Here is a 26955-nt window from a genome sequence, read left to right on the forward strand (position 1 = left end):
AATTGCGCAAAAACAAAGAGATAGAGCGGTTCGGCGTTTCCGTGAAACGATGAAGCGCTCTAGGCTCGGACTATTGAGCTTGCGTAAGCCATTTGGGTCTGGGAACAGCCTGTAACAGGCTTTGCGTATATTCGTGGCGAGGCGCCCCGAACAGCGCCGAGGTTTGGCCTTCCTCGACAATCTTTCCATCTTTCATGACCATGATCCGGTCGGCGAAATGGCGCACGATCGGCAAGTCATGTGTGATGAAAATATATGAGAGGCTGAGCCTGGTCCTAAGGTCGGCCAGAAGGTCGATCACCTGCGCCTGGATGGAGACGTCGAGCGCCGAAACCGCCTCGTCGCAGACGATCAGTTCCGGCTCGCTCGCAAGCGCGCGCGCAATGGCGATGCGCTGTCGCTGGCCGCCGGAAAACTGGTGCGGGTAGCGGTCGGCGTGTTCCGGCAACAGCCCCACCAGTTCCAGGAGCTCTGCCACTCGAGCCTTCCACCTGTTCTTCGGCAGAATATCGCGGTGGATCACCCAGGGTTCGGAAATGATGGAGTAAACGCGCATGCGCGGGTTCATAGATCCGTACGGATCCTGGAATACCATCTGGACCTTGCGCCGAAACGCCATAAGACGCTTCTCGTTCATTTCGAAGATGTTTTCACCGGCAAAGACCGCTTTGCCCGAGCTTGGCGCATTCAGCCCCAACAGCATGCGCGCGACGCTCGATTTGCCGGAACCGGACTCGCCGACGATGCCGAGCGTTTCTCCTCTCCTGACCTCGAAGCTTACGTCATCCACCGCCTTGAACGTCCGCTTGCTGCTGAACGCTCCGGAAGCCAGCACATAGTGCTTGGTGAGATGTTCCACCTTGAGCAGAGTTTTGTCGGCGATCGTCGTCGAACGCTTGTTCGGCGCCTCCGCTGCGTTGCCGTGGGGCAGGGCGGAGATGAGGCGGCGCGTATAGGCGTGCTGCGGATTGCTGAAGACCTCCTTGGCGATGCCTGTCTCCACGACCTTGCCGCCGTTCATGACGATAATCCGGTCCGCCATGGACGAGGCGACTTCGAGGTCGTGGGTGATCATGATCAACGCCATGCCGGTCTCACGCTGGAGATCGCGCAGCAGATCGAGGATCTGCGCTTGCACGCTGACGTCCAGAGCGGTCGTCGGCTCGTCGGCGATCAGGATGTCCGGTTTCAACGCGATCGCCATGGCAATCATCACGCGCTGGCGCTGTCCGCCCGAGAACTGATGCGGATAGAAGTCGACGCGGTTTTCCGGCTCTGGAATGCCCACGCGCCGAAGCAGTTCTATCGTCTTGGCGCGTGCGTCCTTGCCGCTTCCTGCGCCGTGGCTCTCATAGACCTCCTCGATCTGGCGCCCCACCGTGTAGACGGGGTTCAGGTAGACGAGCGGATCTTGAAAGATCATCGCAATCCTGCGGCCGTTGATGCTTCTGCGCGCCTCCGCGCCGAGGCCCGAGAGTTCGACCCCATCGAAGAGGCAGGAGCCGGCGACGATATCGCCTGGCGGGCAATCGATAAGGTCCATCACCGTGCTGGTGCTGACGCTCTTTCCCGAGCCGCTTTCGCCGAGGATCACGAGAGTCTCGCCACGGCAGACGTGAAAAGAGACGCCGTCAACGGCGCGTACCGGCACATCGTCCGAAAGGAAATCGACGGTCAGGCTGTCGACTTTGAGAATGGGATTGGTCGCGTTGCTCATCGGGCAGCTTTTCGCAATGTCTGAAGACGCCAGCGTTGCTGCGGATCAGCGACGGTGCGCGCCCAGTTCGAGAGGATGTTGAGCGACAGCGTCGTCAACATGATTGCAAGACCCGGCCAGAATGCGATCCACCAGGCGGTGGCGAGATAGCCGCGGCCGTTCGCCACCATTGCGCCCCAGGTAAAGTCGGGTGGCTGAATGCCGAGGCCAAGGAAACTCAGCGCCGATTCCGATAAAATGACGGTCGCGAAATCAATGGCTGAAATCGTCACCAGTGTCGGCAGGACGAGGGGTGCGATATGACGGATGATGATCCGGGCCGGCTTCGCACCCATGGCTCGCGCCGCGCTGACAAACATGCGCTCGCGCAATTCCAGCACTTCCGCGCGCGCCGTTCTGAGGTAGATCGGCATGCGCGTGACGGCGAGAACGATCACCAGGTTGGTGATGCTCGGGCCGAGCGTGTAGAGCACGATGAGCGCCAGCAGCAGCGAGGGAAAGCTCATGACGACATCGGCCAGGCGCAGAATGAGATGGCTGTACCAGCGCTCCGAATAGCCGCTATCAGGCCGAGTGTTCCACCAACCAGCATGGATGCGAATACCGCCGCCGCGGCAATGCCGAACGTATTCTGCGCGCCGCCAATCAGCCTGGCCAGGATGGGACGGCCGAGGGTATCGGCGCCGAGGACATAGATCCAGCCGCTAGCCAGCGAGAATGGGGCGAGGTTGCGCTGGCGCAGCCCTAGCCGCGAAGCAGCGTCGCCCACCAGCCACGGGCCGAGGACCGCAGCGAGCACGATGATCGTCAGGAAGATAGCGGCGGCGAGCGCAAGCCTGTCGCGCTTCAAATAGGCGAGAAGCACGCTGTCGCTGCCCGGAACGGCCGCTGGCTTGATGTCGGGGGTGATGATCGTCATGGCTCAGTACCGGATACGCGGATCGAGAACCGCGTAGAGCAGATCGATCGCTATGTTCAGGATGAAGATGGCGGTAGCCGTCACCAGAATCGTCGACTGGACGACGGCAAAATCGCGCTGGATGATCGAGTCGATCATCAGCTTGCCGATGCCGGGCCAGCCGAATATCGACTCCACGACGACGGCACCGTTGACGAGACTGGTCGCCAGGTCGCCGGCGACAGTGACAACGGGCAGCAGCGAATTGCGAAGCGCATGCCCGAAGATGATCTTCTGTCGGGGCAGGCCCTTGGCCCTTGCGGTCTTGATGTATGGAGAGGCAAGCGCGGACAGCATGGTTCCGCGCACGACCTGCACCAGGAGACCGAAAGGGCGAAGCATCAGCACGAAGGTAGGCATGATCCAATGGGCCCAGGTTCCGGTCCCGGAAGTCGGCAAAAGCCCGAGCCCCACGGCGAAGACAAGAATACCGACGATGGCGACCCAAAAATCCGGCGCGCTCGCGCCGGCCAGCGAGACGAGGCTGGCGATACGGTCGAACATGCTGCCCGGCCGCGCGGCCGCAAGAGAGCCGACAAGGATAGCCAAAGCGGTCGACAGCGTGATGGCGACGGCGGCAAGTTTCAGCGTTTCCGGGAACGCCTCAAGCGCGACCTGCATCGCCGAGCGGTTCTGGCGTAGCGATTCGCCGAAATCCAGCTGCAGAAGATCGCGCAAATATTCCAGAAACTGCCAATAGATCGGCTGATCGAGGCCGTTCAACCGCGCGAACGCGGCCCGAGCTTCCGCAGTCGAGTCCAGAGGCAGGTACAAGGCGGAAGGGTCGCCGGTGAGCCGTGTCAGGAAAAAGACCAGCGTCAAAAGACCTATGACCGACAGAATGCTGTGGAACGCCCGGCGTCCAAGATAGGTAATCATTTGGGATGCCCTTGGACGGATGTCGACGGAGGCAACGGGTCAGGGGCGCAGGATCACGATCGGATCCGGCGCCCCCGTATCACTCAGTCTTTTTTGATAGCGATATTGGCCAGCGGTATTTCGCTGTTGGTGGTGATATCGGGCTTCCATTCCAGCCTGGTGCCAACGCGGGTATAGCCGATCATGTGGAACATCGGGATGTCCGCCACCACTTCGTTGCGGGCCTTGTCGAAGATTGCCTTGAAGCTGTTCGTGCGGGCTTCGCCGGTCGCCGCCAGTGCTTCGTCTATCTCCTTGTCGAATGCCGGATCGGCCACGGTCGAGTAGCTGCCGCTCGATCGGTAGAAGATCGGAACCGTGAAGGCCGCATCGCCCTTGTTGTTGTCGTGCATCATCTGCAGGAGATTGGGGCCGCGCTCCGACGGGAAAGGCTTTTGCAGATAACGCAGCCAGTCGGCGACATCGAGCATGGTAAGCTTGACGTTGAGGCCGGCGTCATGCCACATCGTCATCATGGCTTCCATCGCCTCCGCGCCGTTCGGATAGATGCCGTTTCGCCCGATGAGCTGGATCTCGGTGTCGACCGCGACACCCGCGGCGCGTGCCTCTTCGATGAGCTTTTTCGCCTCTTCCGGATCGTACGGCCAAGGCTCGAGCGCATCGTCATGCCCGTTGATCCCAGAGACGACCATCTGCGACGCCCGCTTGACGTGGTCGCCGAACAGCTGGGCAAGACCTTCCCAGTCGATCGCGAGGTTGAGCGCCTTGCGGACGCGCAGGTCATCTAGCGGCGGCTCGGCGGCATCGATACGGATCGCGGTGGTTTCGGAGTTCAGGTAGGCGAAATCCGTCTCCGGATTGCCGGCGTCCTGGATGGCAATCGACGGCGTCAGATCGGCTTCTCCGGTTTCCACCATGGCCGCTCGAATCGAGGATTCGGGCCGCCAGACATAGGTTGCCTTCGTGATCTCCGGCTTTTTGCCCCAATAGCCGTCGAACGCGTCCAGTACGACGGTTTGCGGGGAAAAGGTCGACAGCGTGAAGGGGCCGGTCCCGACCGGGTCGTTCACCGCCTGGTCGACCGGTGTCTTCGGCGAGACGATCATGACAACGCTCAACAGCGTCGGCATGATGGGTTCGGGCCTGTCCGACTTTATTTCGACGGTCAGATCGTCGACCGGCGTCAGCGTTAGTTTGGCATCGCCGAATTTCGCTATGTTGCTGCAGGTGAGCTTGCCGCTGATCATCCTGTTGATGGAGAATGCGACTGCATCCGCGTTGAGTTCGGTTCCGTCCTGGAATTTCACGCCCTCGCGCAGCTTGATCCGCCAGGTCGTCGGGTCCACGCTGGTCCACTCGGTCGCCAATTTCGGCTGAGGTTGTCCGGTGACCGGATCGATGACGGTCAACGATTCAACGACGTTTTGGCTGAGTATCTGGCCGACATTTGTGATGATGGTGCCGCAGGGCTCCAGATTGGCCGGCTGCTCCGGCAGGACAATGCGGATTTCCTGCTCCGCCTCTTGTGCGACAGCCGATGGCGCGACAGCGGTCATCAATACGACAGCTGCAATCGTATGAACGCTTCTATTCATGTCTCTCCTCCCTTTGATCTTCCGTTTTGGCTGTCGGGCGACGGACGAACCTCCTCGTCCCGTTCGTCCGACAATTTGCCGATCTCCCGGCGACTAGGCGGCGATCCTCTCGATCAGCCCGCGCAGCACGTCTTTTTCCTGCGGTTTCAGATCCGTCAGCGGCGGGCGAAGCGGACCGGGTGTCCGTCCAATGAGTTCGACTCCTGCCTTGATGATCGACACTGGATAACCTTGTTCGCGATCGCGCAAAGCCGCGAAGGGGAAGAAGAAGCTGTGCAGGATTTCTTCCATTGTAGCGCGATCGCCTGTCCGCATGGCCTTGTAGAAGCGCTGTGCCAATTCCGGCACGAAGTTGAAGACCGCGGAGGAATAAGTCGTCACGCCGGCGCCGTTGAAGCCTTCGGCAAAGAGCTCATGCGTGGGCATGCCACCGATGTAGCAGAGCCGATCGCCAAGTTTGGCGGTGACGTGGCGGACAAGATCGACCTTGCCTGTGCCGTCCTTGAAGCCGATCAGGTTGGGGCAGGCGTCAGCAAGGCGAGCAACCGTGTCGGCATTGGCGACCGAGTTCGCACGGTTGTAGATGATGACGCCGAGGCCGGTGGATTCGCACACGGCTTTGACGTGCCGGAATATCCCTTCTTGGGAGGCTTCCATCAGATAATGAGGCAGAAGCAAAAGACCGTCGGCTCCCGCGGCTTCGGCGCGGCGCGCAATTTCCGTGGCGAGCGCCGTGCCGTAGCCACAGCCGGCGATGATAGGCACGTCTCCCGAGGCTTCCTTGGCCGCACGGGTAACGTCGGCGACCTCTTCCGGCGACAGGGAGAAGAACTCGCCCGTGCCGCCGGCCGCGAACAGGGCAGCGGCACCGAACCCCGAGAGCCATGCCACATGCGCGCGATAGCTTTCGAGATTGAGGCTGAAATTCTCGTTGAAATGTGTGACCGGAAACGACAGCAGCCCTGAAGCGACACGCGACTTGATTTCATCTGGCGACAAACGAACTCATCCCACAATTAATATGATGTCATTTAGATTCATATGATGAGTATCCGGACGAGTCAACCGCCGGTTTTGTCCTGGTTCGTCGAGCGCCGGACGGTCAGCGCGCGATAGCGCTTTATCCCCGTCACCAGATGGCGGCGCATCGCCTCACGCGCCTTTTCCGGGTCGCGGGCGAGAATTGCATCCGCGATTTCCCTGTGCTCCTCAAGAATCGGATGGTCGCGATTGGGCAAGGGGTCGATGCCGCCCATCATCGTCTTGAACTTCACCCGCGGGATCATCCGCCGGCCGACATGTTCGAGGAATGCCTTGAACCTGGCGTTGTTCGTTGCGGTGGCAATCGCCATGTGGAACTGGAAGTCCGCCTCGTCGGTGGGTTGCCCTTGCGCCATGAGATCGGCGAACCTTTCGACCTGGGCCTCGATTTCGGCCTCCTGAGCCGGCGAACTGCGGGCCGCGGCAAGGCCCGCTGCCTCGACTTCGATGCCGATGCGCAGCTCCAGCTCTTCGATGATATCCGAGATCTTGTTCGTTTCGTCGGTGAAGAGCTTCAATCCCTCGTCGACAGGTTTCGGGCCGAGAACGAAGACGCCGGCGCCTTGCCGCGATTCCACCAGCCCGTCGGCGCGAAGGGCGGCGATGGCCTCCCGGACCACAGTGCGGCTGAACCCGAACCGGTCAATCAGCGCAGGTTCTGTCGGCAATTTGTCGCCAGGTGCATAAAAGCCGGCTTCGATCTGGCCGCGCAGCGCATCTGCAACCTGAGAAACGAACGACCTGCGGGACGTTCGATGTTCGGCCTGCTGCATGGGTCCTCCAACTTTGCCGGTCCATGAGGATCCATACTCCCAGTGCGGGCCAAAAGCGAGGTCATCATATGAAAATTGTCATCCAGGTCGAGTGCGCTTAGGTCGTCATATGGCTTCTGCGCTCCGCGTGTCGGCCTCGGATCACCTAGCTTGCGCTCGTTGAAATCTTTGCTGATGCGGCCATCGCGATCAGCGAATCCACGGCGTGGCGGCTTTCAGGCTGTGGCCGTCGGCAGGTGATCGCGGACCCACCTGACGATCTGCCCCGCCGTCATGGCGCCGGATGTGCGCGCAATCTCCTGTCCGCCATGGAAGAGGATCATGGTCGGGATGCTGCGAATGCCGAGCCTACCTGCAACGGCCTGCTCCTTGTCGGAATTGAGCTTGATCAGGCGAACATGCGGCTCCAGTTCGTTTGCTGCCGCCTCATAGGCCGGCGCCATCATCTTGCAGGGGCCGCACCATGGTGCCCAGATGTCGACGACAACGGGGAGGCTGCTTCGCGTGACCTGGCGATCGAAAGTCTGTGCATCGACTTCTGCCGGGTGACCCGAGAACAGCTTGGAGCCGCACTTTCCGCATTTCGCGTCCCCGGCATTGCGTGCCGACGGCAGGCGATTGACCCCGCCGCATTTGCCGCAGACCACCAGTTTTTCCTGCGTCATGCCCATTCACCCATCTTTATGCGCGTCGATCGTTGCCGTCACGATGCTGTCTTGAGTGGAGCACCCTGCGCAGAAGCGGCCGCGTCCGAAACGCTCGCCAACTCTGCGGCTATGTCGGCGAGCTTTCGATCGGCGTCGACCTTGCGCCAGGTGGACTGGGTGGCATTTCGCTGCAATTGCCGCGACAAGATGTCGACAGTAGCGTCCGAAGGACCACCTCGGCGCTCGCTCACCCGCTGCCAAAGAACGAGCGGATCCGCCTCCAGCCAGAATCCGGCGAAAGCAACGTCTCTGCCGTTTGCCGCCTTCTCGATGCGGTCGCGATCGGCCGGCCTGTCGAAGACGGCATCGGCGACCACCGAACCGCCTTCGGCAAGGATCAAGTCGGCACGCCATGCCATTTCGCGGTAGACGCGGTCGGACACATCAGGTCGATAAGCCCTGTCCGGCAGCTTCGTCTCGGCCGGCACTCCATGCATCGCTTTGCGGATGCGGTCGCTCTCGACAATGCGGGCACCTGGCGGCGCGCCGACATGTGCGGCGAGTGCCTCGGCAACGGCCGTCTTGCCGGAACCACTCAAGCCGCCGATGGCGATCAGCCGCGGAGGCCTTGCCTGGAGAAGTGTTCGGGCGAGCTCGAAATAGGATCTGGCTTCGGCAATCAGCCCGCCGGAACCGGCGCTGCCTTCCTCGATCTGGGTTGCGGTGACATGCGCGCGCACTGCGGCCCGCACTGCCATGAAAAACGGCAGGAGAATGAAGCCGTCCTCGTCGTCTGCCTCGTCGAGGTAGCGGTTCATCACCAGGTTGGCGAGTTCCGGAAAGCCGCGATGCCAGAGGTCCATCAGCAGGAAGGCCAGATCGTAAAGCACGTCGATGCTGGCGATCTGGTCATTGAATTCGATGCAATCGAAGAGGCGGGGCTCTCCGTCGAAGAGACAGATGTTGCGCAGATGCAGATCGCCGTGGCATCGCCGGATCTTGCCTGCTGCCTCCCGCCGGTCGAGCAGTTCGCGATGACGGGCGAGGGCGGTGCGGAAGATCCCGATGAATGCCTTGATCTCGGCTGCTTCGAAAACATGGCTGGTGGCAAAACCAGCTTCGTTGATGGCGAGCACGTCTGCCAGGTTCGAGGATCCACTGCCCTTGTGGATCTCCGGCGCGCCGCGATGATAGCGCACGATCATGCGCGCGACCGCCGTCATCAGCGCAGGCGTCAGTTCGCCACCGACTGCCATTCGATCGAGCAGCTTCGACTGGTCGAAACGGACCATCTCGACCGCCGCATCGACCAGTTTGCCGCTTCCGTCGAAGGCGAGCTGGCCGCCGGCCTCTCGCGTGATGCGCCGCACGCCAAGATAAAAACCGGGCGCGGTCTTGGAGTTGAGCTCCACCTCCTCTTCGCAGGCGGCGAGCCGCAGCGCCGGGGTAGAGAAGTCGACATAGGGCAGCTTGACAGCTCGCTTGATCTTGTAGGCGCGCCGGCCAACCAGGAAGAGACGCGAGATATGAGTTTCCATCGCGTTGACCGGCCCGGTCTCGCCATATGCGGAGGGGGTCATCAACATCGCGGCCACGGATTCCTGATCTTCGACGATCATCGGATGCCTCTTTACCTGTATCGAACCTTTGGAATCCGACGCGCGTGGTCGCTGAAATCCCGCGCCATCGGGCCCTTACTGCTGCAGCGTCTGGATATAACCAGCCAACTCATGGATGCGTTCCGTGGCCACGTTTCGGCACAGCGTAGCGGCCTGAAGCCTGTGACGTCGGCACGTTGACACGGATCAAATGATGCGCGGCGACGTTCTTCGTTCAGCGCAACGCCGAGCCGTCTCGCTATTGTTGCAACAAAGATTGGGCTTGACGCAAGATCGGGAGCAGCCACCATGGCGTTTAGGACGATACTTACCGTCACGGGACCGAACAAGGGTGACGACGATCTCAAGCTCGCCGCCGGCCTGTGCAGCGAAATCGGCGCTCACCTTGCTGTTCTGGTCGTTGCCATTGCTGCGCCGCCGCCTGTCGGAGAGTATGCCGCGGTCGTTTCAGAATCCTGGCTCGGCGAGCGTCAGGTCGACGAGAATCTGTTGAAGAAGCGAGCCGCCGCGGTGTCGGCTTTTCTCGCCGGCAGGGTGGTTTCGGCCGATGTCTCCAGCGAATATCCGGAAGCTGGCTGGGCCGACGATACCATCGGCCGCCGTGCCCGCTACGCCGACATCACGGTTGTTGGACCGGAGCTGCTTGCCAATGAAACGCTGAAAAGCAAAGCGATCGAAGGCGCGTTGTTTTCTTCGGGAAAGCCTTTGCTGCTCATCCCCGAGGGGTCGCGGCCGACACTGAAGCCGAAACGCGTGCTGATTGCATGGGACGCCCGTCTGGAGTCATCGCGTGCCGTCCGCGAATCCCTCGACCTGCTGCCAGGCGCCGATGAGGTGCACCTAGTCATGGTCGATCCGATGGCGGACGAATACCGCCACGGGGCGGAACCCGGAGCCGACGCCGCCGCCTATCTCGCGCGGCATGGCATGAAAGTCACGGTCGACCGGCTGCCCAGCCTGGATCATTCAGTTGCCGACGTGCTTCGCCGGCACGCGGTGGACATCGCCGCCGACCTGATGGTGATGGGCGCCTATGGTCATTCCCGGTTGCGCGAGCGCATCTTCGGCGGCGTCACCATCTCGATGATTGAAGATCCGCCGGTGCCGATCCTTATGGCGCGGTAGCCGCCGCCCAATACGGCATGGCGGTCAAGCCCAAAAACGCGCAGAAGGGTTGGGAAGTTTCAGGTAGGAGGCGGCTTCGGGAAAAAGCAAAGTGCTTGTTTTTCTGGTCGGAGTGGCAGGATTTGAACCTGCGACCCCATCGTCCCGAACGATGTGCGCTACCAGGCTGCGCTACACTCCGTGACCAGACCGCGGGCTTATAGCCGCCGCACTTCGTTCCTGAACGCGTCGGGTCAGAAGCCGCGACCAATTGACCCGACACCCGCGCTTGCGCTGGCACGGGACAGGCCTAGGCTCACCTTCGGGATCAAGCGTTGCCACGGAACATTGCCGATGACCGACAAGATACATTTCGCGCAGAAACCTGTTCTGGCGCTGAAACCCCTCAATGCTCCGGGCAACAGCTTTACGGGTCTCTTCTCCGGCCACATCGACGGCACAAGCTTCGAGCGGGTTCAGTTCGACTGGGAGCACCTGGGCCGCGGCCGCTACGACATCGTCCTCTTCCACTGGCCGACCGAATTCTTTCGGCCGAGCAGCCGCAAGGCGACGCTCAAGCTTCTCGGCCGCATGCTCTGGGACAGGGTCTTTCACGGAACCAGGTTTCTGTGGGTGGTACACAACCTGGAGCCCCATGACGGCGGCAGCTTGAAATCGGGGCTGACCACCTACCTGTTTCTGAAGCTGCTCGACGGCGTGATCCTCCTTTCCGAACATTCCCGCCGCGAGTTGCATCGCCTGCATCCCGCGGCGCGTTCGCTCGCCACGCTGGTCACGGTCCATGGTCGTTATGAATCGGTCGCCGAACCGCCGCGGGACGCCAGACCATCCGAGCGACGCAACAGGCTTCTCTTCTTCGGACTGATCAGGGAGTACAAGAACGTCGAAAAGCTGGTTACCGAGGCCCGCAAGGCGGCGACGGCCGCGTTTTCTCTCACGGTGATCGGCGTTTGCCCGGAAGAGGATCTCGAACGCAGGATCCGCACAGCCGCGGGCGACGACAAGCGGATCAAGCTGGACATCCGAAGGGAGTTCGTGCCGGACGACGAGTTAGAGCGCGTCATCGATTCACACGACGCCGTCGTGCTGCCATACCGCAACATCCTGAACAGCGGCGTCGCCTTGCATTCGCTCGGGCGCAACAAGCCGCTCCTGGCCCCGCGGATCGGCAGCCTGCCGGAGCTTCAGGAGGTGGTCGGAGCCGAGTGGGTGCATCTGTTCGACGGCGAAATATCGGCCGCCACTCTCGAGAGCTTCCTCGCCGCGCTCCGCAAGTCCACGTCGCCGCGCCCGGATCTGTCGCCATTTGAGTGGACGAGGGTCGGATCGGATGTCACGCGCTTCCTGAAATCGCTGACCGGGCGGCGCGCTGCTGTCGAGCCGACCCCGACGGCCTCTCAGCAATCCCAGAGATCGTAGGGGAAGCTCGCCTTCAGCCTCGCGAGATCTGGCCGGGCCGTGCCCATCGGGCTCGCGCGGACGGCTTCCTCGCGCGATCGCGTGATGTCCAGTCGCGCGCGGCCGACGCCGAGGACATAGTCCTCATATTTCAGTGTGTTTTCTTCTTCCGACAGGCGCAGATACGTACAGGGAATGCCGAACGCGTCGGCGATAACCAGCCCGTGGAGCGAGCTCGAGATGACATGGCTCGCTTCCGAAATGCGGCGTACCACGCTCGCCCAATAGTCGAGTGGAGAGACGACGTTTTCCCATCCCTCCATCTTCGGCAGGTCGTGCAAGTTGGGGACAAATGCGACCGGCGTCTTGGGCTCGGCAGGTTTCGGAAAACGGGAACCCAGAAGATCGGCAACGAGAATCCCGGGGTCGCCGAACACCTCGGGCACGTCGATGCCACGCCGCATGAGAAAATCGCGGGTGAGGGGACCACGGACGGCGCGCACATCGAGCGAGCTGAACACGTGCCGTTCGTCTCGGATCTTGCCGTTGATGCCGGAACCCCAGACGACGTCGCCGTTGCGCGCAAAATGCAGGATCGAGCCTATGCTCAGGAGCCTCACCGGCCTCGGACGTTCCTCGTCCAGGAAGCAGCCGGCGTCGGCCGCCATCTTGTTGACAATCACCGAGGAGAGATAGTCGCCGAAGTTCACGCCGAGGGGCGACTTCCAGTAGAACAGCTCGATCGTGTTCGGCTGGAACGGGGGAGGGGGCACGTAGCCTCTGTCCCGTCGAGCAAGACCGCGCACCTTGCGGACGATTTTCCTCACACCTTGAGCCACGGCGTCCTCTTCCAGCAAAACGAACACCTCTTCCCTCGGGCTTGCTCTCTGCCAGACCCGCTACCGGAAGCGGTGTAGCACATTCGACCGCGGGTGTTGCCTCATTCTCGACCAACGCGAGCCGTTGTGCAGTGCGGCAAATCGGCGCCACCGCAAACGTGGAAATCTGCTCCGCGCCGGCTCTCCACGGTAATTGTGCGGTGCGGCAAATGGGCGCTGATCTTTGTTCTCGTTACCCGTCTTCGTTCGCGGTATAAGCGCTGCGGCTCGGGGTGCAACAAGAGCGCCAAATGGCGCTGAGAGTATCGGGAATCGCCTGCAGTATGAGCAGTATCACCGGGCGGCTCATCAAGGGAAGCATGTGGCTCAGCCTGTCGCGAGCGATCGTGAACGGGCTGGCGACGCTCAGCACCTTCGTGCTGGCGTGGTACCTCTCGCCTGCCGATTTCGGCCTCGTTGCATTGGCGACGACGATGCTCCTGATCGTCACCACAATCACCGAACTCTCGCTCACCCAGGCGCTCATCCGACATGAGGCGCCCACCGAATCGCATTTCAGCGCTGCCTGGACCCTCAATGCCACGCGCGGACTGATACTGTGCCTTTTCTTCGCGGCCTGTGCCTGGCCGGCATCGGTGGTCTATGAAGACCCGCGCCTGTTCGGCGTCATGGTTGCGCTGGGCTTCAGCGTGCTGCTCGGCAGCATGACGAATCCGCGGCTGATCATGCTGCAGCGCAAGCTGATCTTCTGGCAGGAATTCGTGCTGAGCGTTTCGCAGAAGTTCGTCGGGGTCGTCGTGGCGGTGGCCATCGCGATGATCTTCCACAGCTACTGGGCCCTCGTGGTGGGTACCCTCGTGAGCCAGGCGACCTATCTCGTCACCTCCTATCTGGTGGTGCCGTTCCGCCCGAGGATCGTCTTCAAGCACATGCGGGAGTTCTTCTCTTTCTCGGCCTGGTTGACGGCCGGCCAGATCGTCAACACGCTCAACTGGCGCTTCGACCACCTGCTGATCGGCAAGGTGCTCGGCAATGCGCAGCTTGGCTACTACACCTTTGGCAGCAATCTCGCCCGCCTGCCGACACGCGAGGCGACGGCGCCGCTCACCCAGACGATCTACCCGAGCTTCGCCACAATTCGCGACGACCCAGGCCGCCTCGCCGCCGCCTATCAGCGCGTCCAGGCACTTGTCGCCGCGATCGCGCTTCCTGCCGGCATCGGCGTCGCGCTGATCGCCGATCCCCTGGTTAGGCTGACGCTGGGTGAAAAATGGGCGCCGGCAATCTTCATCATCCAGTCGCTCGCCTCGGTGTACGCCCTGCAGACGCTGGGCTCGCTGGCGCAGCCGCTCGGCATGGCGAAGGGCAAGACGAGGCTTCTGTTCGTCCGGGACACGCAGATGCTGTTCGTCCGCGTACCGATCATCTTCGGTGCCCTCATGCTCTACGGGCTCGAAGGTGTCATCTACAGCCGAGTGTTCACCGGACTGCTCGGAGCGCTGGTCAACATGGTGCTGGTCAAGCACTTCATCGGCGTCACGGTGCTGGAGCAGCTGGCGGCCAACGGGCGTGCGCTCGCAAGCATCGCGATCATGGCCGCGGGCGTCTTGTTCGCCTCGACCTGGCTGCCCGCGGCGAACGACAGCGTGGGGCTCGCCTGGCAGCTGGCGATCCTCGTTCCGTTGGGCGCGGTCCTCTATTGCGGGTCGAGCTTCGGGTTATGGCTATTGATGAAGCGGCCCGACGGCCCCGAGCGGGAAATCCTGAGCATCTTGGGCAAGATACTGTCGAAGGTTCGCCATGGCTGAAGCTAGCACGTCGGATTTGCTGCAACACGAGCCGGACAGCCGGCCAGATGGAGGAAGAGGAATGACATTAGAAACGCCTCCGGTCCTGATCGCCAGGTTGCAGGAGATGATCCATGACTGCCTGAAGGACTATGTCCGGGCGGACGAGCCGCTGGCGATCCTCGACTTTCCGGATATCCGCAATTGCGGCGACTCAGCCATCTGGCTCGGCGAGATGGCCTACCTGAAAGACCGCTGCGGCAAGCGGCCGGCCTATGTCTCGCGCATGCGCGATTTCTCGGCGGAGGATCTCGAACGGGCCGTCCCGACTGGACCGATCTTCATCCATGGCGGCGGCAATTTCGGCGACCTCTGGATCACGCATCAGGATTTCCGCGAGCGCGTGCTCGAGCAATTCCCTAACCGCCGGATCATCCAGTTTCCGCAATCGATTCACTACAAGTCGCAGGAGCGCCGCGACAGGAGCGCGCGCATCATCGGCGGGCACAAGAACTTTGTTCTCCTGGTGCGCGACGAGGAATCGAAGGCGTTCGCAGAGAAGCACTTCCATTGCGAAGTGCGGCTTTGCCCCGATATGGCATTCTGCATCGGCGCGCTCGAACCGGAAGCATCCGAGTTTCCGGTGCTGGCGATGTTAAGGGCGGACCTCGAGAAGGCAGGTGACGCGGATCGCTCGGCCTACCCCGACATTCCGATGGAGGACTGGATCACCGAATCTGCGCGGCAGGTGCGCGTCGCCAAGGCGATTGGTGCTGCCTCCGCGCTACTGGCGCTCAAGCCGGCAGAGGTGCGGCTGCGCAAGCTGGACGCGGCCGCGCACAATCGCTTCCGGCGAGGCATCAGGCAGATTTCGCGCGGGCGTGCGATCGTCACCGATCGCCTGCACGTCCATATCTGCTCGCTGCTGATCGGTCGGCCGCATGCGGTCCTCGACAACAGCTACGGCAAGATACGGCGGTTCATGGCGGCATTCTCGGGCGGAACCGACCTTTCCTACAAGGCGACCTCGCTCGACGACGGGATCGGCTGGGCGCGGCAGGCAGCCGCTGTCGCCGCCTGATCTTTGGCACGCAGAAGACATTTGCTGAGGTTAAGATGACACTCGTCACCTTCATCATTCCCGTGCGCCACCAGCACAATGCGCGCGACTGGAGCAGGCTCAAGGCGAATCTCGCCCAGACGGTTCGCTCGATATCGAGCCAGACCAACGACGACTGGCGGGGCATCATCGTCGCAAACGAGGGCGCCGATCTGCCAAATCTCCCCGAGCGCTTCAGTGTCGAACGCGTGACCTTTCCGCCAAACGATGCGCATGAGCGCGGCGGGGCGAGCAAGGAGGACTTCTACGACGCCTTCCGGGTCGACAAGGGCCGCCGCGTGCTGAAGGGCATGCTGCGGGCACGCGACAGCCGCTTCTTCATGATCGTCGACGACGACGATTTCGTGAGCGCCCGCCTTGTCCAGCACGTGTCGGAGAACCGAAACGCAAACGGATGGACCATCGACCGCGGCTATGTCTGGGACGACGGCGGCAAGCTCCTCCTCGGCTATGACGACTTTAACCATCTTTGCGGGACGTCATTGATAATCCGGTCGGACCTCTATGGTCTGCCCGACCGTTACGGGGATGCCTCTCCCGACTGGATGAAGTCGATGCTCGGCAGTCATATCCGGATTGCAGACATTCTGGCCGAGCGCGGTACGCCTCTGGCGACGCTGCCGTTTCGCGGCGCCGTCTATCGCGTCGCCCATGCCGGCTCGCACAGCAGGACGCCCGGTATCATGGCCAAGTATTTCCTGAACTGGGGCGCGCTCAAACGACCCAGGCGACTGCTTCGCAATGCCTTACGGCTGCGGCTGGTCGGTGAGGCCGCGAAACGCGAGTTCTTCGGCAAAACCGCTGTTCGCCGGGATACATGATCACCCCGGGCGGGCCAAACTTGATGGGAGAGGAGAGGAGCTTCTGGTCGGAGTGGCAGGATTTGAACCTGCGACCCCATCGTCCCGAACGATGTGCGCTACCAGGCTGCGCTACACTCCGTGACCAGACCGCGGGCTTATAGCCGCCGCACTTCGTTCCTGCAAGCGCCAATGGCAGCGCTTCTGTCGCATTTCTTCCGCTTTCGCTTTAACGTCATACAGGTTTCAGTTTCCTGGGGGATAAACACGGCTTAAAGGGTCGTGTTATAGGCATCGACCACCTGCGTTGAAACCACTCTGATTCCAGCCGCTTGGAGTTGCTGTCTTGCCCCTGAAGATCGTTAGCGAAGCCCGTCCCAACACCTTCGAGTTTGAAACCTCGGCGCTGATCAAGGCGTCCGGCTTTCGTGAGTATGATGCGCGTTGGTGGTTCGGCCATCCCGGCTCTGCGGAGCCGCCAGAGCTCAACCTGATCGGTGTCCAGGCGCTGGGCATGGGGCTCGGCACGCTGATCCGGCGCCTGGGCGCCGGGCCGGATATCGTGACCGGGCATGATTTCCGTTCCTATTCGCTTGCGATAAAGCTGGCGCTGATTTCCGGGCTGATGGCCGCCGGCGCGCGGGTCAGGGATATCGGGCTGGCGCTGTCGCCGATGGCTTATTTTGCCCAGTTCGCGCTCGACACGCCGTCCGTCGCCATGGTCACCGCCTCGCACAACGAAAACGGCTGGAGCGGCGTCAAGATGGGGGCGGCGCGTCCCCTGACCTTCGGTCCGGAGGAAATGAGCGCATTGAAGACGATCGTGCTTGCCGGCGACTTCGACCTTGTCGGCGGCGGCTCCTATGACTTCGTTGCGGATTTCCGCAAAACCTATCTGGACGACCTGACCACTGGGAAACGCATATCGCGAAAGCTCAAGGTGGTCGCCGCCTGCGGTAACGGCACCGCCGGCGCCTTTGCGCCTGAAGCGCTGGAGCGGATCGGCTGCGAGGTGATACCGCTCGATGTCGAGCTCGACCATACGTTTCCGAACTACAATCCCAATCCCGAAGACATGAAGATGCTGCACGCCATCCGCGACAAGGTGCTGGAAACGGGAGCCGATGTCGGGCTTGGCTTTGACGGCGATGGCGACCGCTGCGGCGTCGTCGACAATGAAGGCAACGAGATCTTCGCCGATAAGGTCGGCGTCATGCTCGCCCGCGATATCGCGCGACTGCATCCCGGCTCGACCTTCGTCGTCGACGTCAAGTCGACCGGATTGTTCAACACCGACGCCGTCTTGCGCGCCGATGGCGCCGTCACCGATTATTGGAAGACCGGTCACTCCTACATCAAGCGGCGCGTGGCCGAGCTCGGCGCCATCGCCGGTTTCGAGAAATCCGGTCATTTCTTCTTCAATCCGCCGATCGGGCGCGGCTATGACGATGGTCTTATCACGGCCATCGCCATCTGCCAGATGCTGGATCGCAGCCCGGCCAGCAGCATGGCCGATCTCTATCGCGCCCTGCCGCTGACCTTCGGCACGCCGACCATGTCGCCGCACTGCGCCGACGAGCTGAAATACGGCGTGGTCGAGCGGGTCGTTTCCGACTTTCAGGCAATGAAGCAGGACGGCACTGTCTTCGCCGGCCAGAAGATCGCCGAGCTGATCACCGTCAACGGCGTTCGCGTCGTTGCCGAGGACGGTACCTGGGGCCTGGTGCGGGCGTCGTCGAACAAGCCGGAGCTTGTCGTCGTGGTAGAGAGCCCGGTCTCGTCGGAGCGGCGCCGGGAGATGTTCGAAGCTGTCGATGCGGTGCTGCGCCGCAGCCCTGAGGTCGGCGCCTACAACCAGACTTTTTAGGTTCTCTCATTTCATCGCGACGCGAGAAGGCCACGATGGGGAAGCGGACCAAGTGTTTCCCGTTGCAGCTGGTCCGCTCCCCAGGTTGTCATCGGCCGATGATGCCTACAGGACCTCAGGCAGCAGAATAAGCCCGCTCAAGGGCACGCCAGTCGAACTCCCGCGCCCAGTCAGCAAAACTGTGCCAGCGGACCTCCGGGAAATCTCGGTGCAGAGCCACGATATCGACGTCGTAGCCGACGCGGTCGAACCACTCGAACATCAGCGCTACGTCCTCGCTTTGCTGGCGGGCCACCGCGATCGGAATTTCCTGATAGTTGATCGGTCGGCCGATGGCCTGCGAAAGGATCTTGGCCTGGTCTTCGCCGGACAACTCGTCTCCGGCGAAATCGAAACGCTTGCCGAACACGCGCTCGCGCCGCTCGACCAGGGTGGCAACAAAGGCGCCGATGTCCGCCAGGGCGACCAGCTGGAGGGGGCGCTTGGCGGGCACCGCGAAAGCATGCGTGCCCTGACTGAGCGCGCCGATCGACCACGGCGCGACGAAATTCTCCATGAAGGCGACCGGGGCGCTGATCGTATAGGGAATGCCGAGCCGTTCGACATGCTGCTCGACGAGATATTTGCTTTCGAAATGCGGGATGCCGGTTTTCTTGCTGGCGTCGGCAACGGACGAATAGATCAGATGCCCGACGCCGGCAGCCTTGGCTGCATCGGCAGCCAGAATCCCCTGGCGGGTCTCCTCTTCCATCCCGGCCTCGTAGCTGTTGCCCATCAAGAACATGGTGTCGACGTCTTTTGCTGCCTTCACAACGGAGGCGGTATCGCCGAGATCGCCGGCCACGAGCTCGGCGCCTGCCGCCGCCAATTGCCGCGCGGCATCGCTGTCCGGCTTGCGCGTTAGTGCCTTGACGCGAAGTCCTCTCGACAGCAAGGCACGCGCAACCGCGCCGCCCTGCTGGCCTGTGGCGCCGGTAACCAGAACGCTTCGTTTGGTGGTCATGTGTTTGCTCCTTCTTTTTTCGGATGGAGCAAAATTAGGGTTTGTCGCATTGATGCATAACTGGCTAAAATTGGGAAACTTTGTCTCAACATTGGATACAATGCTCGACCTCAACGACATCGTCGTATTCGCTCGCGTCGTCGAAGCCGGCAGTTTCACCGCTGCCGCGCGTCTGCTCGCCATGCCCAAGACGACGGTCAGTCGACGCGTTGCCGCGCTCGAGCGTGAGGTCGGGGTCCGCCTGCTGCAGCGCACGACGCGCAGCCTCAACGTGACGGATGCCGGCCGTCTCTATTACGAGCAGAGCAGCCAGGCGCTGCGGACGATCGAGGAAGCAAATTTGCGCCTCGCCGAAGCAAGAGCGGAGCCATCGGGCACGATCCGCGTTTCGGCTCCTGTCGGCTTCGGCGGCCATTTCCTCACCCAGGCGGTGGTCGACTTTCTTGCGATGTATCCAAAAACCAAGGTCGAGCTCCGCCTGACCGACGACAAGCTCAACCTGGTCGAGGACGGCATAGACCTCGCTTTCCGCACCGGCGTTCTTCAGGATTCCACGCTGATCGCCCGCAAGCTCGGCTACACGCACAGGTTGCTCTGCGCCAGCCCGGACTATCTCGCGCGCCACGGGGTGCCGGAGCGTCTGGCGGACCTTGCGCACCACCAGTGCGTCATCTCAGCCCCTTCGACCTCGGGCACGCATTGGGTGCTGGACGGGCCACACGGTCAGGAAACGGTCACGGTGGCCGGGCGCTTCGCCGCTAATGAAATGCAGGCGGTCGTTGCGGCCACGCTCGCAGGCTTCGGCATCGCCCAATTGCCGCACAGCATCGCCGAGCCCCTCATCAATGGGCAGCGGCTGAGCCGCGTTCTCCGAGACTACACGACGCCGGTCGGCGGGCTGCATGTCCTATATCCGAGCAGCCGGCATCTTTCGCCCCTCGTCAAGGCATTCATCGAGCTTGCATCCGACCGGATTTCCAGTCGGGCAAATACAGCGGCTGACCAGCAGTAGCCGCGAGCCTTAGTACGGGCTCGCCACATCGCCGGTCTCGACATAGACCGACTTCAACTGCGAATAGAGCGCCAGCGCGGCAAGCGAATTCTCGCGGCCGATACCGGACTGCTTGAAGCCGCCGAAGGGAATTTCGACCGGCGTCAGATTATAGGCGTTGATCCAGCAGGTGCCGGCCTGCAGCTCGGCGATGACGCGATGGGCGCGCGGCAGGTCGCGCGTGAAGACGCCCGCGGCAAGGCCGAATTCGGTATCGTTGGCGCGGTCGATCACCTCGTCCTCGTCGTCGAATTTCAGCACGCCCATCACCGGCCCGAAAATCTCCTCGCGCGCGATGCGCATCGTGTCGGTGACGCCGGTGAAGACCGTCGGCTCGACGAAGAAGCCGCCTTGGAAACGCTGAAGCGAAGGCACGTTGCCGCCGCAGGCGAGCACAGCACCATCCTGCTTGCCGGCCTCGATATAGCCGATGACCTTTTCATGCTGGGCCTTCGAGATCAGCGGTCCCATCTGCGTCTCCTGGTCAAGCGGGTCGCCGATACGGATCTTCTTGGTCCGCTCGACCAGGCGCTCGACGAAACGGTCGTGGATGCCCTTCTGCACGAAGACCCGCGTGCCGTTGGAGCAGATCTGGCCGGTCGAATAGAAATTGCCGAGCATGGCGCCACCGATGGCGTTTTCGAGATCGGCATCGTCGAAGACGATCAGCGGCGACTTGCCGCCAAGCTCCATGGTTGCATGCTTCATCTTCGAGCCGGCGAGCGACAGCACCTTGCGGCCGGTCGGCACCGAGCCGGTCACCGAGACCTTGGCGACGACATCGTGGCCGACGAGGCCGGCGCCGACATCGCCATAGCCTTGCACCACGTTGAACAGCCCGTCAGGCAGGCCGGCCTCGGTATAGATTTCGGCCAGCGCCAGCGCCGACAGCGGCGTGTTCTCCGACGGCTTGAAGACCATGGCGTTGCCCATGGCGAGTGCCGGTGCCGATTTCCAGCCGGCGATCTGGATCGGATAGTTCCACGCGCCGATGCCGACGCAGACGCCGAGCGCCTCGCGCCGTGTGTAGGCAAAGGGTCCGCCGAGATCGAAGGCCTCGCCATTATAGGCAGCGACCACGCCACCGAAATATTCGAGGCAGTCGGCTGCCGAGGGGGCATCCGCCACCAGCGTCTCCTGGATCGCCTTGCCGGTATCCAGGGTCTCGATGCGCGCGAGGTCGGCGTTGCGCGCGCGCAAGATGTCGGCGGCGCGGCGCAGGATGCGGCCGCGCTCGACCGGCTTCAGCCGCGCCCAGGCCGGTTGTGCTGCACGCGCTGCTTCGATCGCGAGTTCCAACACGTTCGGCGTCGCCGAACGCAGCATCGCGATGGTCTCGCCGGTTGCCGGATAGATGACCGGCAGCGGCGCACCCTGCTCGTCGTCGATGTAGCGTCCGTTGACATAGTGCGATGCCTTTGGCTGGGCGCGCATGGGAGCTTCTCCAAATTGCTTTCGCCGGGGGCGGGCAGACGGACAGTCCGTCAGATCATGGCTTATCTGTCCGATGCCTGCCAGCGCGGATTGATCCATGGTTCCTGGTTGGACGGCGCCAGCGGCGTGCGGCCGAGAATGTGGTCGGCGGCCTTCTCGCCGGTCATGATCGACGGTGCGTTGAGATTGCCGTTGGTGACGCGCGGGAAGATCGAGGAATCGGCGACCCGCAACCCTTCGACGCCGATGACACGGCATTCCGGATCGACGACGCTCATCGGATCATCGGTGCGGCCCATTCTGCAAGTGCCGCAAGGATGGTAGGCGCTTTCGGCGTGATCGCGGATGAAGGCGTCGAGATCTTCGTCCGACTGCACATGCGAACCCGGCGAGATCTCCTTGCCGCGATAACGGTCGAACGCCGACTGGCCGAAGATCTCGCGCGTCAGCCGGATGCAGTGGCGGAACTCGGTCCAGTCGTCCGGATGCGACATGTAGTTGAAGCGGATCACCGGTTTCGATCTGGGGTCGGGCGAGCGCAGCGTTACCGAGCCCCGCGACTTCGATCGCATCGGGCCGACATGCGCCTGGAAACCGTGCGCTTTCGCCGCCGCCTTGCCGTCATAGCGGACCGCCGCCGGGATGAAATGATACTGGATGTCGGGATAGTCGACACCGGCGCGCGAGCGCACGAAGGCGGCCGCCTCGAAATGATTAGTCGCGCCGAGACCCGACTTGAAGAACAGCCATTGCGCGCCGATCATCGCCTTGGAGAAGGGGTTCAGCACCGAATTTAGCGTGATCGGCTGCGTCGATTCCTGCTGGATGTAGAGCTCCATATGATCCTGCAGGTTGCGGCCGACGCCGGGCCGGTCGGCGATCACCTGAATGCCGTATTCCCTGAGATGTTGGGCCGGGCCGATGCCGGACAGCATCAGGATCTTGGGCGAATTGATCGAGGAGGCGGCAACGATCACTTCACGTCGCGCCTTGACCACCTGAATTCGCTTGCGCGCTTCGATCTCGACACCGGTGGCGCGTTGATTCTCGATGATCACCCGCCGGGCGAAACCCTTGACCAGGCTAACATTTTTCCGCCTGAGCGCCGGCCTGAGATAGGCGCTCGCCGCCGACCAGCGGCGGCCGCCACGAATGGTCTGTTCCATCGGCCCAAAGCCTTCCTGCTTCGCGCCGTTGTAGTCGTCGGTCAGCTCGAAGCCGGCCTGACGGCCTGCCTCGACGAAGGCGCCGTAGAGCGGGTTCGTCCTTGAGCCGCGCTGCACGGTCAGCGGGCCGCCGTGGCCGCGCCAGCCATTCTCGCCGCCGTTGCTGTCCTCCATGCGCTTGAAGTAGGGGAGCACGTCGGCAAACCCCCAGCCAGCCGCGCCCTGCTCGGCCCAGTGGTCGAAATCGCGGGCGTGGCCGCGCACATAGACCATGCCGTTGATCGAGGACGAGCCGCCGATGACTTTGCCACGCGGCGTCGCCAGCACGCGGCCGCCGAGATGCGGCTCCGGTTCGCTGGCAAAACCCCAGTCGTAGAGGCTCATGTTGAGCGGGATCGACAGCGCCGACGGCATCTGGATCAGCGGCCCGATATCGCTGCCGCCAAATTCGATAACGATCACCGAATATTTGCCGTCTTCCGACAGCCGGTAGGCCATGGCCGACCCGGCCGAGCCGGCGCCGATGATGACGAAATCCGCCTCAAACATGGTTCACAAGCACTATGAAATCGGCGAGCGAGGGAACAAGACTGTCTGCCATCATTCATTCGCCTCGCGGAAAGCGCTTCTGCTCTTCGAGCAGGTCAAGGTTCATGTGGTTGCGCATGTAGCGTTCCGAGGCCTTCTGCAGCGGCTGGAATTCCCAGGGATAATGGGTGCCGTTGCGCAGCGCTGGATAGACCACCCAGCGGCGTGCCTGGCTGGCGCGGACGGCAGCGTCGAAAGCGGCCATGTCCCAGCGCGCCCGGACCTTTCCGGTGAAAGAAGCCACCAGAACGGCATGCGCCCGGTCTGCGGCGAGATTGGTCAGTTCCCGCGGATCCGATTCAAGATCAAACAGTTGCGGCGGATCGATCTCGCAATGGATGAATTTGTAACGGCCGTCGCGGATCGCCACCATCGGCGCGTTGGAGCCTTCGGCCGCATATTCCATCAGCACCGGCTCGGTGCGGGTCTTGCCGTCGAGCAGCGGCAGCAGCGACTGGCCGTCGGTCCATGGCGCAATCGCGCTCATGTCGATGCCGGCGAGGTCGCAAAGCGTCGGCGTCACGTCGAGATTGGAGACCGGGGTCTCGATCAGCCCGGCGCGTATGCCCTTGCCGGCGATCATCAGCGGCACCCGCGCCGAGCCCTCGAAAAAACACATCTTGAACCACAGGCCGCGCTCGCCGAGCATGTCGCCGTGATCCGAGCAGAACAGGATGATCGTGTCGTCGAGCATCCGCGTGCGCTCAAGCACCGAGAGCAACTCGCCGACCTTGTCATCGAGATAGGAGATGTTGGCGAAATAGCCGCGCCTTGCGCGGCGGATCTGCTCCGAGGTGATCTCGAAACTGTCGTAGTCGCTGGCCCGGTAGAGCCGCTGCGAATGCGGGTCCTGTTCGTCATAGGGAACGAAGCCCACTTCGGGTTCGAGCGCCGGGCAGTTCTCGTAGAGATCCCAATAGCGCCGCCGGGCGACATAGGGATCGTGCGGATGGGTGAAGGAAACGGTCAGGCACCAGGGCCGGCGCGCGGCATCGTCCGAGACGCGGGCGAAATCATAGAGCTTCTGCACCGCGTGAAAAGCGACCTCGTCGTCATATTCCATCTGGTTGGTGATCTCAGCGACGCCGGCGCCGGCCACAGAACCGAGATTATGATACCACCAGTCGATCCGCTCGCCGGGTTTGCGGTAATCCGGCGTCCACCCGAAATCGGCCGGATAGATGTCGGTGGTCAGCCGTTCTTCGAAACCATGCAACTGGTCCGGCCCGACGAAATGCATCTTGCCGGAGAGGCAGGTATGGTAACCGGCGGCACGCAGATGATGCGCGTAGGTCGGGATCGACGAGACGAATTCGGCGGCATTGTCATAGACCTCGGTGCGTGACGGCAACTGGCCGCTCATAAACGCGGCCCGGCCCGGTGCGCAGAGCGGCGAGGCGGTGTAGTTGTTCTTGAAGCGCGCCGAACGACCAGCCAGCGCCTTCAAATGCGGCGCATGCAGGAAGTCCGCCGGCCCATCCGGGAATAATGTGCCATTGAGCTGATCGACCATGACGATCAGGAAATTGGGTCGCTTGGACGTCATTGCGCGCTCCGCCGGCTGAGTTTCGTTTCGAGATAATTCTCGATCAGTGCGATCGCGGTCGCGGCATTGGGCACGCCGTCCTTCAGCGCGCGCCTGATATAGAGCCCGTCGATCAGCGCAGCTGTCGCCTCGGCAACGCGGTCGGCTTCGCTTCTCGGCAGGATTCCAGCAAGCCCGCTCAACAGGTTTGAATGCAGGCGTCGCGCATAGACCTTGAGCAGCCGGCGAAGTGCTGCCGATTTCTGCGCCTCGACATAGAAGGCGAGCCAAGCGGCGATCGTTTGCGGCTGGAATTGGGCGTCGGAGAAATTGACGGCGACCACAGCCGAAACGCGCTGGCGTGCCGTGCTGGCCGATCGAAGCGCGCGCCGCATGTCGGCGGTCAACTCGGCCAGGATGTGCCGCATCGTAGCCAGCAAAAGTTCGTCCTTGGCGCCGAAATAGTGATGGGCAAGCGCCGAGGACACGCCGGCACGCCCGGCGATTTCCGACATCGTCACATCAAGTGAACCGCGCTCGCCGATCGCCGAGATCGTCGCGTCGATCAGCGCCCTGCGGCGCAACGGCTCCATTCCGACTTTCGGCATCTTTGCTCCGGTCTTTGTGGAAGGTTATTTTTTATTGACGGATCAATCAACAAAAATCCAGCTCGATTTTGCGGCAAAAGTCAGGTGTCGTGACCAGATATCAAGATCAAGCGATTGTGTGGTTCTGGCCCCTTCACGAAGTCGTTGGAACGGTTCATGCTTGAACAATGCTGAGGCGCGCCGCGACATCGCGCAGCCCGGCCCGAAGGATGGAGATTGCCATGACAGCATGCATCGTCGGCTGGGCGCATTCGCGCTTCGGCAAGCTCGAAGGCGAGACGCTGGAGGGCCTGATCATCAAGGTGGCTAGCGAGGCGCTCGATCATGCCGGCATCGGTCCGGACGAGGTCGACGAGATTGTGCTCGGCCACTTCAACGCCGGCTTTTCCGCACAGGATTTCACCGCAAGCCTGGTCCTGCAGGCCGACGATCGGCTGCGTTTCAAGCCGGCGACGCGCGTCGAGAACGCCTGCGCCACCGGCTCGGCGGCGGTCAGGCAAGGCATCCGCGCCATCGACGCCAATGCGGCTCGTATCGTGCTGGTGGTCGGCGCCGAGCAGATGACGACGACACCAGGTCCAGAAATCGGCAAGAATCTTCTCAAGGCCTCGTATCTGCCCGAGGAGGGCGACACGCCGGCGGGCTTCGCCGGCGTTTTCGGCAAGATCGCCCAAGTCTATTTCCAACGGTATGGCGACCAGTCGGACGCGCTGGCGATGATCGCCGCCAAGAACCACAAGAACGGCGTCGACAATCCCTATGCGCAGATGCGCAAGGATTTCGGCTATGAGTTCTGCCGGCACGAGAGCGAGAAGAACCCCTTCGTCGCTGGCCCTCTGAAACGCACCGACTGCTCGCTGGTTTCGGATGGCGCCGCCGCCCTGGTTCTTGCCGACACGGCGACGGCGTTGAAGATGCGCCGCGCGGTCGCCTTCCGAGCCAACGAGCATGTGCAGGATTTCCTGCCGATGTCGAAGCGCGACATCCTGGCGTTCGAAGGCTGCGAGCATGCGTGGAACCAAGCGCTGAAGAAGGCCGGTGTAACGCTCGACGATCTGTCCTTCGTCGAGACGCATGACTGCTTCACGATCGCCGAGTTGATCGAATATGAGGCGATGGGCCTGGCGAAACCGGGCGAGGGCGCCCGACTGGCGCTGGATGGCGAGACGGCGAAGGATGGCCGGCTGCCGGTCAATCCATCCGGCGGGCTGAAGGCCAAGGGGCACCCGATCGGCGCCACCGGCGTGTCGATGCATGTGTTGAGCGCCATGCAGCTCGTCGGCGAAGCCGGCGGCATCCAGGTGCCGGGAGCAAAGCTAGGCGGCATCTTCAACATGGGCGGTGCCGCGGTCGCCAACTACGTTTCCATTCTCGATCGGATCAGATAAAAGTGGCCCGCATTACAGCGCCGCGCA

At 62.3% G+C, this 26955-nt stretch carries 21 protein-coding genes, 2 tRNA genes and 1 pseudogene; 8 read left to right on the plus strand and 16 right to left on the minus strand.

What is annotated here, in order from left to right; genetic code table 11:
• Positions 1–70: 70 nt before the first annotated feature.
• From NKH36_RS06240 to NKH36_RS06275, 8 genes and pseudogenes are all read right to left on the minus strand, one after another.
• Positions 71–1717: an ABC transporter ATP-binding protein gene (locus NKH36_RS06240; RefSeq protein ID WP_352958700.1), complete on the minus strand. Its 1647-nt coding sequence runs from the start codon at positions 1715–1717 to the stop codon at positions 71–73.
• Positions 1714–2636 (minus strand): annotated as a pseudogene (locus NKH36_RS06245) (ABC transporter permease). The gene NKH36_RS06240 and the pseudogene NKH36_RS06245 overlap by 4 nt, the downstream one beginning before the upstream one ends.
• Before the next feature lie 3 nt (positions 2637–2639).
• Positions 2640–3554: an ABC transporter permease gene (locus tag NKH36_RS06250; RefSeq protein ID WP_352958699.1), complete on the minus strand. Its 915-nt coding sequence runs from the start codon at positions 3552–3554 to the stop codon at positions 2640–2642.
• Between the two features lie 83 nt (positions 3555–3637).
• Positions 3638–5149 carry an ABC transporter substrate-binding protein gene (locus NKH36_RS06255; protein ID WP_352958698.1) on the minus strand — a complete coding sequence of 504 codons (1512 nt, stop codon included), beginning with the start codon at positions 5147–5149 and terminating at the stop codon, positions 3638–3640.
• A 93-nt stretch (positions 5150–5242) separates the two neighbouring features.
• Positions 5243–6148 carry a 5-dehydro-4-deoxyglucarate dehydratase gene (gene kdgD, locus NKH36_RS06260; RefSeq protein WP_352958697.1) on the minus strand — a complete coding sequence of 302 codons (906 nt, stop codon included), beginning with the start codon at positions 6146–6148 and terminating at the stop codon, positions 5243–5245.
• A gap of 62 nt (positions 6149–6210) precedes the next feature.
• Complete coding sequence (locus NKH36_RS06265) at positions 6211–6963, minus strand: FadR/GntR family transcriptional regulator (RefSeq protein WP_352958695.1); 753 nt, start codon at positions 6961–6963, stop codon at positions 6211–6213.
• Positions 6964–7178: 215 nt separating this feature from the next.
• Entirely contained in the window at positions 7179–7628 is a 450-nt protein-coding gene (trxC, locus tag NKH36_RS06270; protein ID WP_352958694.1) for a thioredoxin TrxC, read from the minus strand.
• 38 nt (positions 7629–7666) lie between these two features.
• Positions 7667–9229, minus strand: a complete 1563-nt coding sequence (locus NKH36_RS06275; RefSeq protein ID WP_502911975.1) for a bifunctional aminoglycoside phosphotransferase/ATP-binding protein — start codon at positions 9227–9229, stop codon at positions 7667–7669.
• 288 nt (positions 9230–9517) lie between these two features.
• On the opposite strand from NKH36_RS06275, the gene NKH36_RS06280 reads away from it, so the two are divergent.
• Complete coding sequence (locus tag NKH36_RS06280) at positions 9518–10354, plus strand: universal stress protein (protein ID WP_352958692.1); 837 nt, start codon at positions 9518–9520, stop codon at positions 10352–10354.
• 104 nt (positions 10355–10458) lie between these two features.
• Here NKH36_RS06280 and NKH36_RS06285 read toward each other — a convergent pair.
• Positions 10459–10535 (minus strand) — tRNA-Pro (locus NKH36_RS06285).
• A 152-nt stretch (positions 10536–10687) separates the two neighbouring features.
• Between NKH36_RS06285 and NKH36_RS06290 the strand changes: the two genes are divergently transcribed.
• A complete protein-coding gene (locus NKH36_RS06290) occupies positions 10688–11773 on the plus strand; it encodes a glycosyltransferase family protein (protein ID WP_352958691.1) in 1086 nt (361 codons plus the stop codon).
• On the opposite strand, the gene NKH36_RS06295 is transcribed toward NKH36_RS06290, so the two are convergent.
• Complete coding sequence (locus NKH36_RS06295) at positions 11752–12618, minus strand: polysaccharide pyruvyl transferase family protein (RefSeq protein WP_352958690.1); 867 nt, start codon at positions 12616–12618, stop codon at positions 11752–11754. The two genes, NKH36_RS06290 and NKH36_RS06295, sit on opposite strands and share 22 nt — an antisense overlap.
• Positions 12619–12914: 296 nt before the next feature.
• On the opposite strand from NKH36_RS06295, the gene NKH36_RS06300 reads away from it, so the two are divergent.
• From NKH36_RS06300 to NKH36_RS06310, 3 genes are all read left to right on the plus strand, one after another.
• A complete protein-coding gene (locus NKH36_RS06300; RefSeq protein WP_352958689.1) occupies positions 12915–14399 on the plus strand; it encodes a lipopolysaccharide biosynthesis protein in 1485 nt (494 codons plus the stop codon).
• 61 nt (positions 14400–14460) lie between these two features.
• Positions 14461–15459 (plus strand): polysaccharide pyruvyl transferase family protein, encoded by a 999-nt coding sequence (locus tag NKH36_RS06305; RefSeq protein ID WP_352958687.1) that lies wholly within the window; start codon positions 14461–14463, stop codon positions 15457–15459.
• A gap of 35 nt (positions 15460–15494) precedes the next feature.
• On the plus strand, positions 15495–16319 hold the full coding sequence (locus NKH36_RS06310) for a galactosyl transferase (RefSeq protein WP_352958686.1): 825 nt from the start codon (positions 15495–15497) through the stop codon (positions 16317–16319).
• A 44-nt stretch (positions 16320–16363) separates the two neighbouring features.
• On the opposite strand, the gene NKH36_RS06315 is transcribed toward NKH36_RS06310, so the two are convergent.
• A tRNA-Pro gene (locus NKH36_RS06315) sits at positions 16364–16440 on the minus strand.
• A gap of 204 nt (positions 16441–16644) precedes the next feature.
• Here NKH36_RS06315 and NKH36_RS06320 point away from each other — a divergent pair.
• A complete protein-coding gene (locus NKH36_RS06320; protein ID WP_352958685.1) occupies positions 16645–18165 on the plus strand; it encodes a phosphomannomutase/phosphoglucomutase in 1521 nt (506 codons plus the stop codon).
• A 115-nt stretch (positions 18166–18280) separates the two neighbouring features.
• Here the strand turns inward: NKH36_RS06320 and NKH36_RS06325 are convergent, their stop codons facing one another.
• Positions 18281–19168, minus strand: a complete 888-nt coding sequence (locus NKH36_RS06325) for an NmrA/HSCARG family protein (RefSeq protein ID WP_352958684.1) — start codon at positions 19166–19168, stop codon at positions 18281–18283.
• A 100-nt stretch (positions 19169–19268) separates the two neighbouring features.
• On the opposite strand from NKH36_RS06325, the gene NKH36_RS06330 reads away from it, so the two are divergent.
• Entirely contained in the window at positions 19269–20180 is a 912-nt protein-coding gene (locus NKH36_RS06330) for a LysR family transcriptional regulator (RefSeq protein ID WP_352958683.1), read from the plus strand.
• Between the two features lie 9 nt (positions 20181–20189).
• On the opposite strand, the gene betB is transcribed toward NKH36_RS06330, so the two are convergent.
• The 4 genes from betB to betI all read right to left on the minus strand — a co-directional run bounded on the left by betB (position 20190) and on the right by betI (position 25540).
• A complete protein-coding gene (gene betB, locus NKH36_RS06335; RefSeq protein WP_352960775.1) occupies positions 20190–21653 on the minus strand; it encodes a betaine-aldehyde dehydrogenase in 1464 nt (487 codons plus the stop codon).
• Between the two features lie 62 nt (positions 21654–21715).
• On the minus strand, positions 21716–23368 hold the full coding sequence (betA, locus tag NKH36_RS06340; RefSeq protein ID WP_352958679.1) for a choline dehydrogenase: 1653 nt from the start codon (positions 23366–23368) through the stop codon (positions 21716–21718).
• A gap of 55 nt (positions 23369–23423) precedes the next feature.
• The gene (gene betC / locus NKH36_RS06345; protein ID WP_352958678.1) at positions 23424–24953 is read right to left on the minus strand and encodes a choline-sulfatase; all 1530 of its coding nucleotides are present in this window, start codon (positions 24951–24953) and stop codon (positions 23424–23426) included.
• Positions 24950–25540, minus strand: a complete 591-nt coding sequence (gene betI / locus NKH36_RS06350; RefSeq protein WP_352958676.1) for a choline-binding transcriptional repressor BetI — start codon at positions 25538–25540, stop codon at positions 24950–24952. The genes betC and betI overlap by 4 nt, the downstream gene beginning before the upstream one ends.
• Positions 25541–25761: 221 nt before the next feature.
• On the opposite strand from betI, the gene NKH36_RS06355 reads away from it, so the two are divergent.
• The gene (locus NKH36_RS06355; RefSeq protein WP_352958675.1) at positions 25762–26928 is read left to right on the plus strand and encodes an acetyl-CoA acetyltransferase; all 1167 of its coding nucleotides are present in this window, start codon (positions 25762–25764) and stop codon (positions 26926–26928) included.
• The last annotated feature ends 27 nt before the right edge of the window (positions 26929–26955 follow it).

Origin of the sequence: Mesorhizobium sp. M1312, from assembly GCF_040318115.1 — a bacterium.
Classification (GTDB): domain Bacteria; phylum Pseudomonadota; class Alphaproteobacteria; order Rhizobiales; family Rhizobiaceae; genus Mesorhizobium.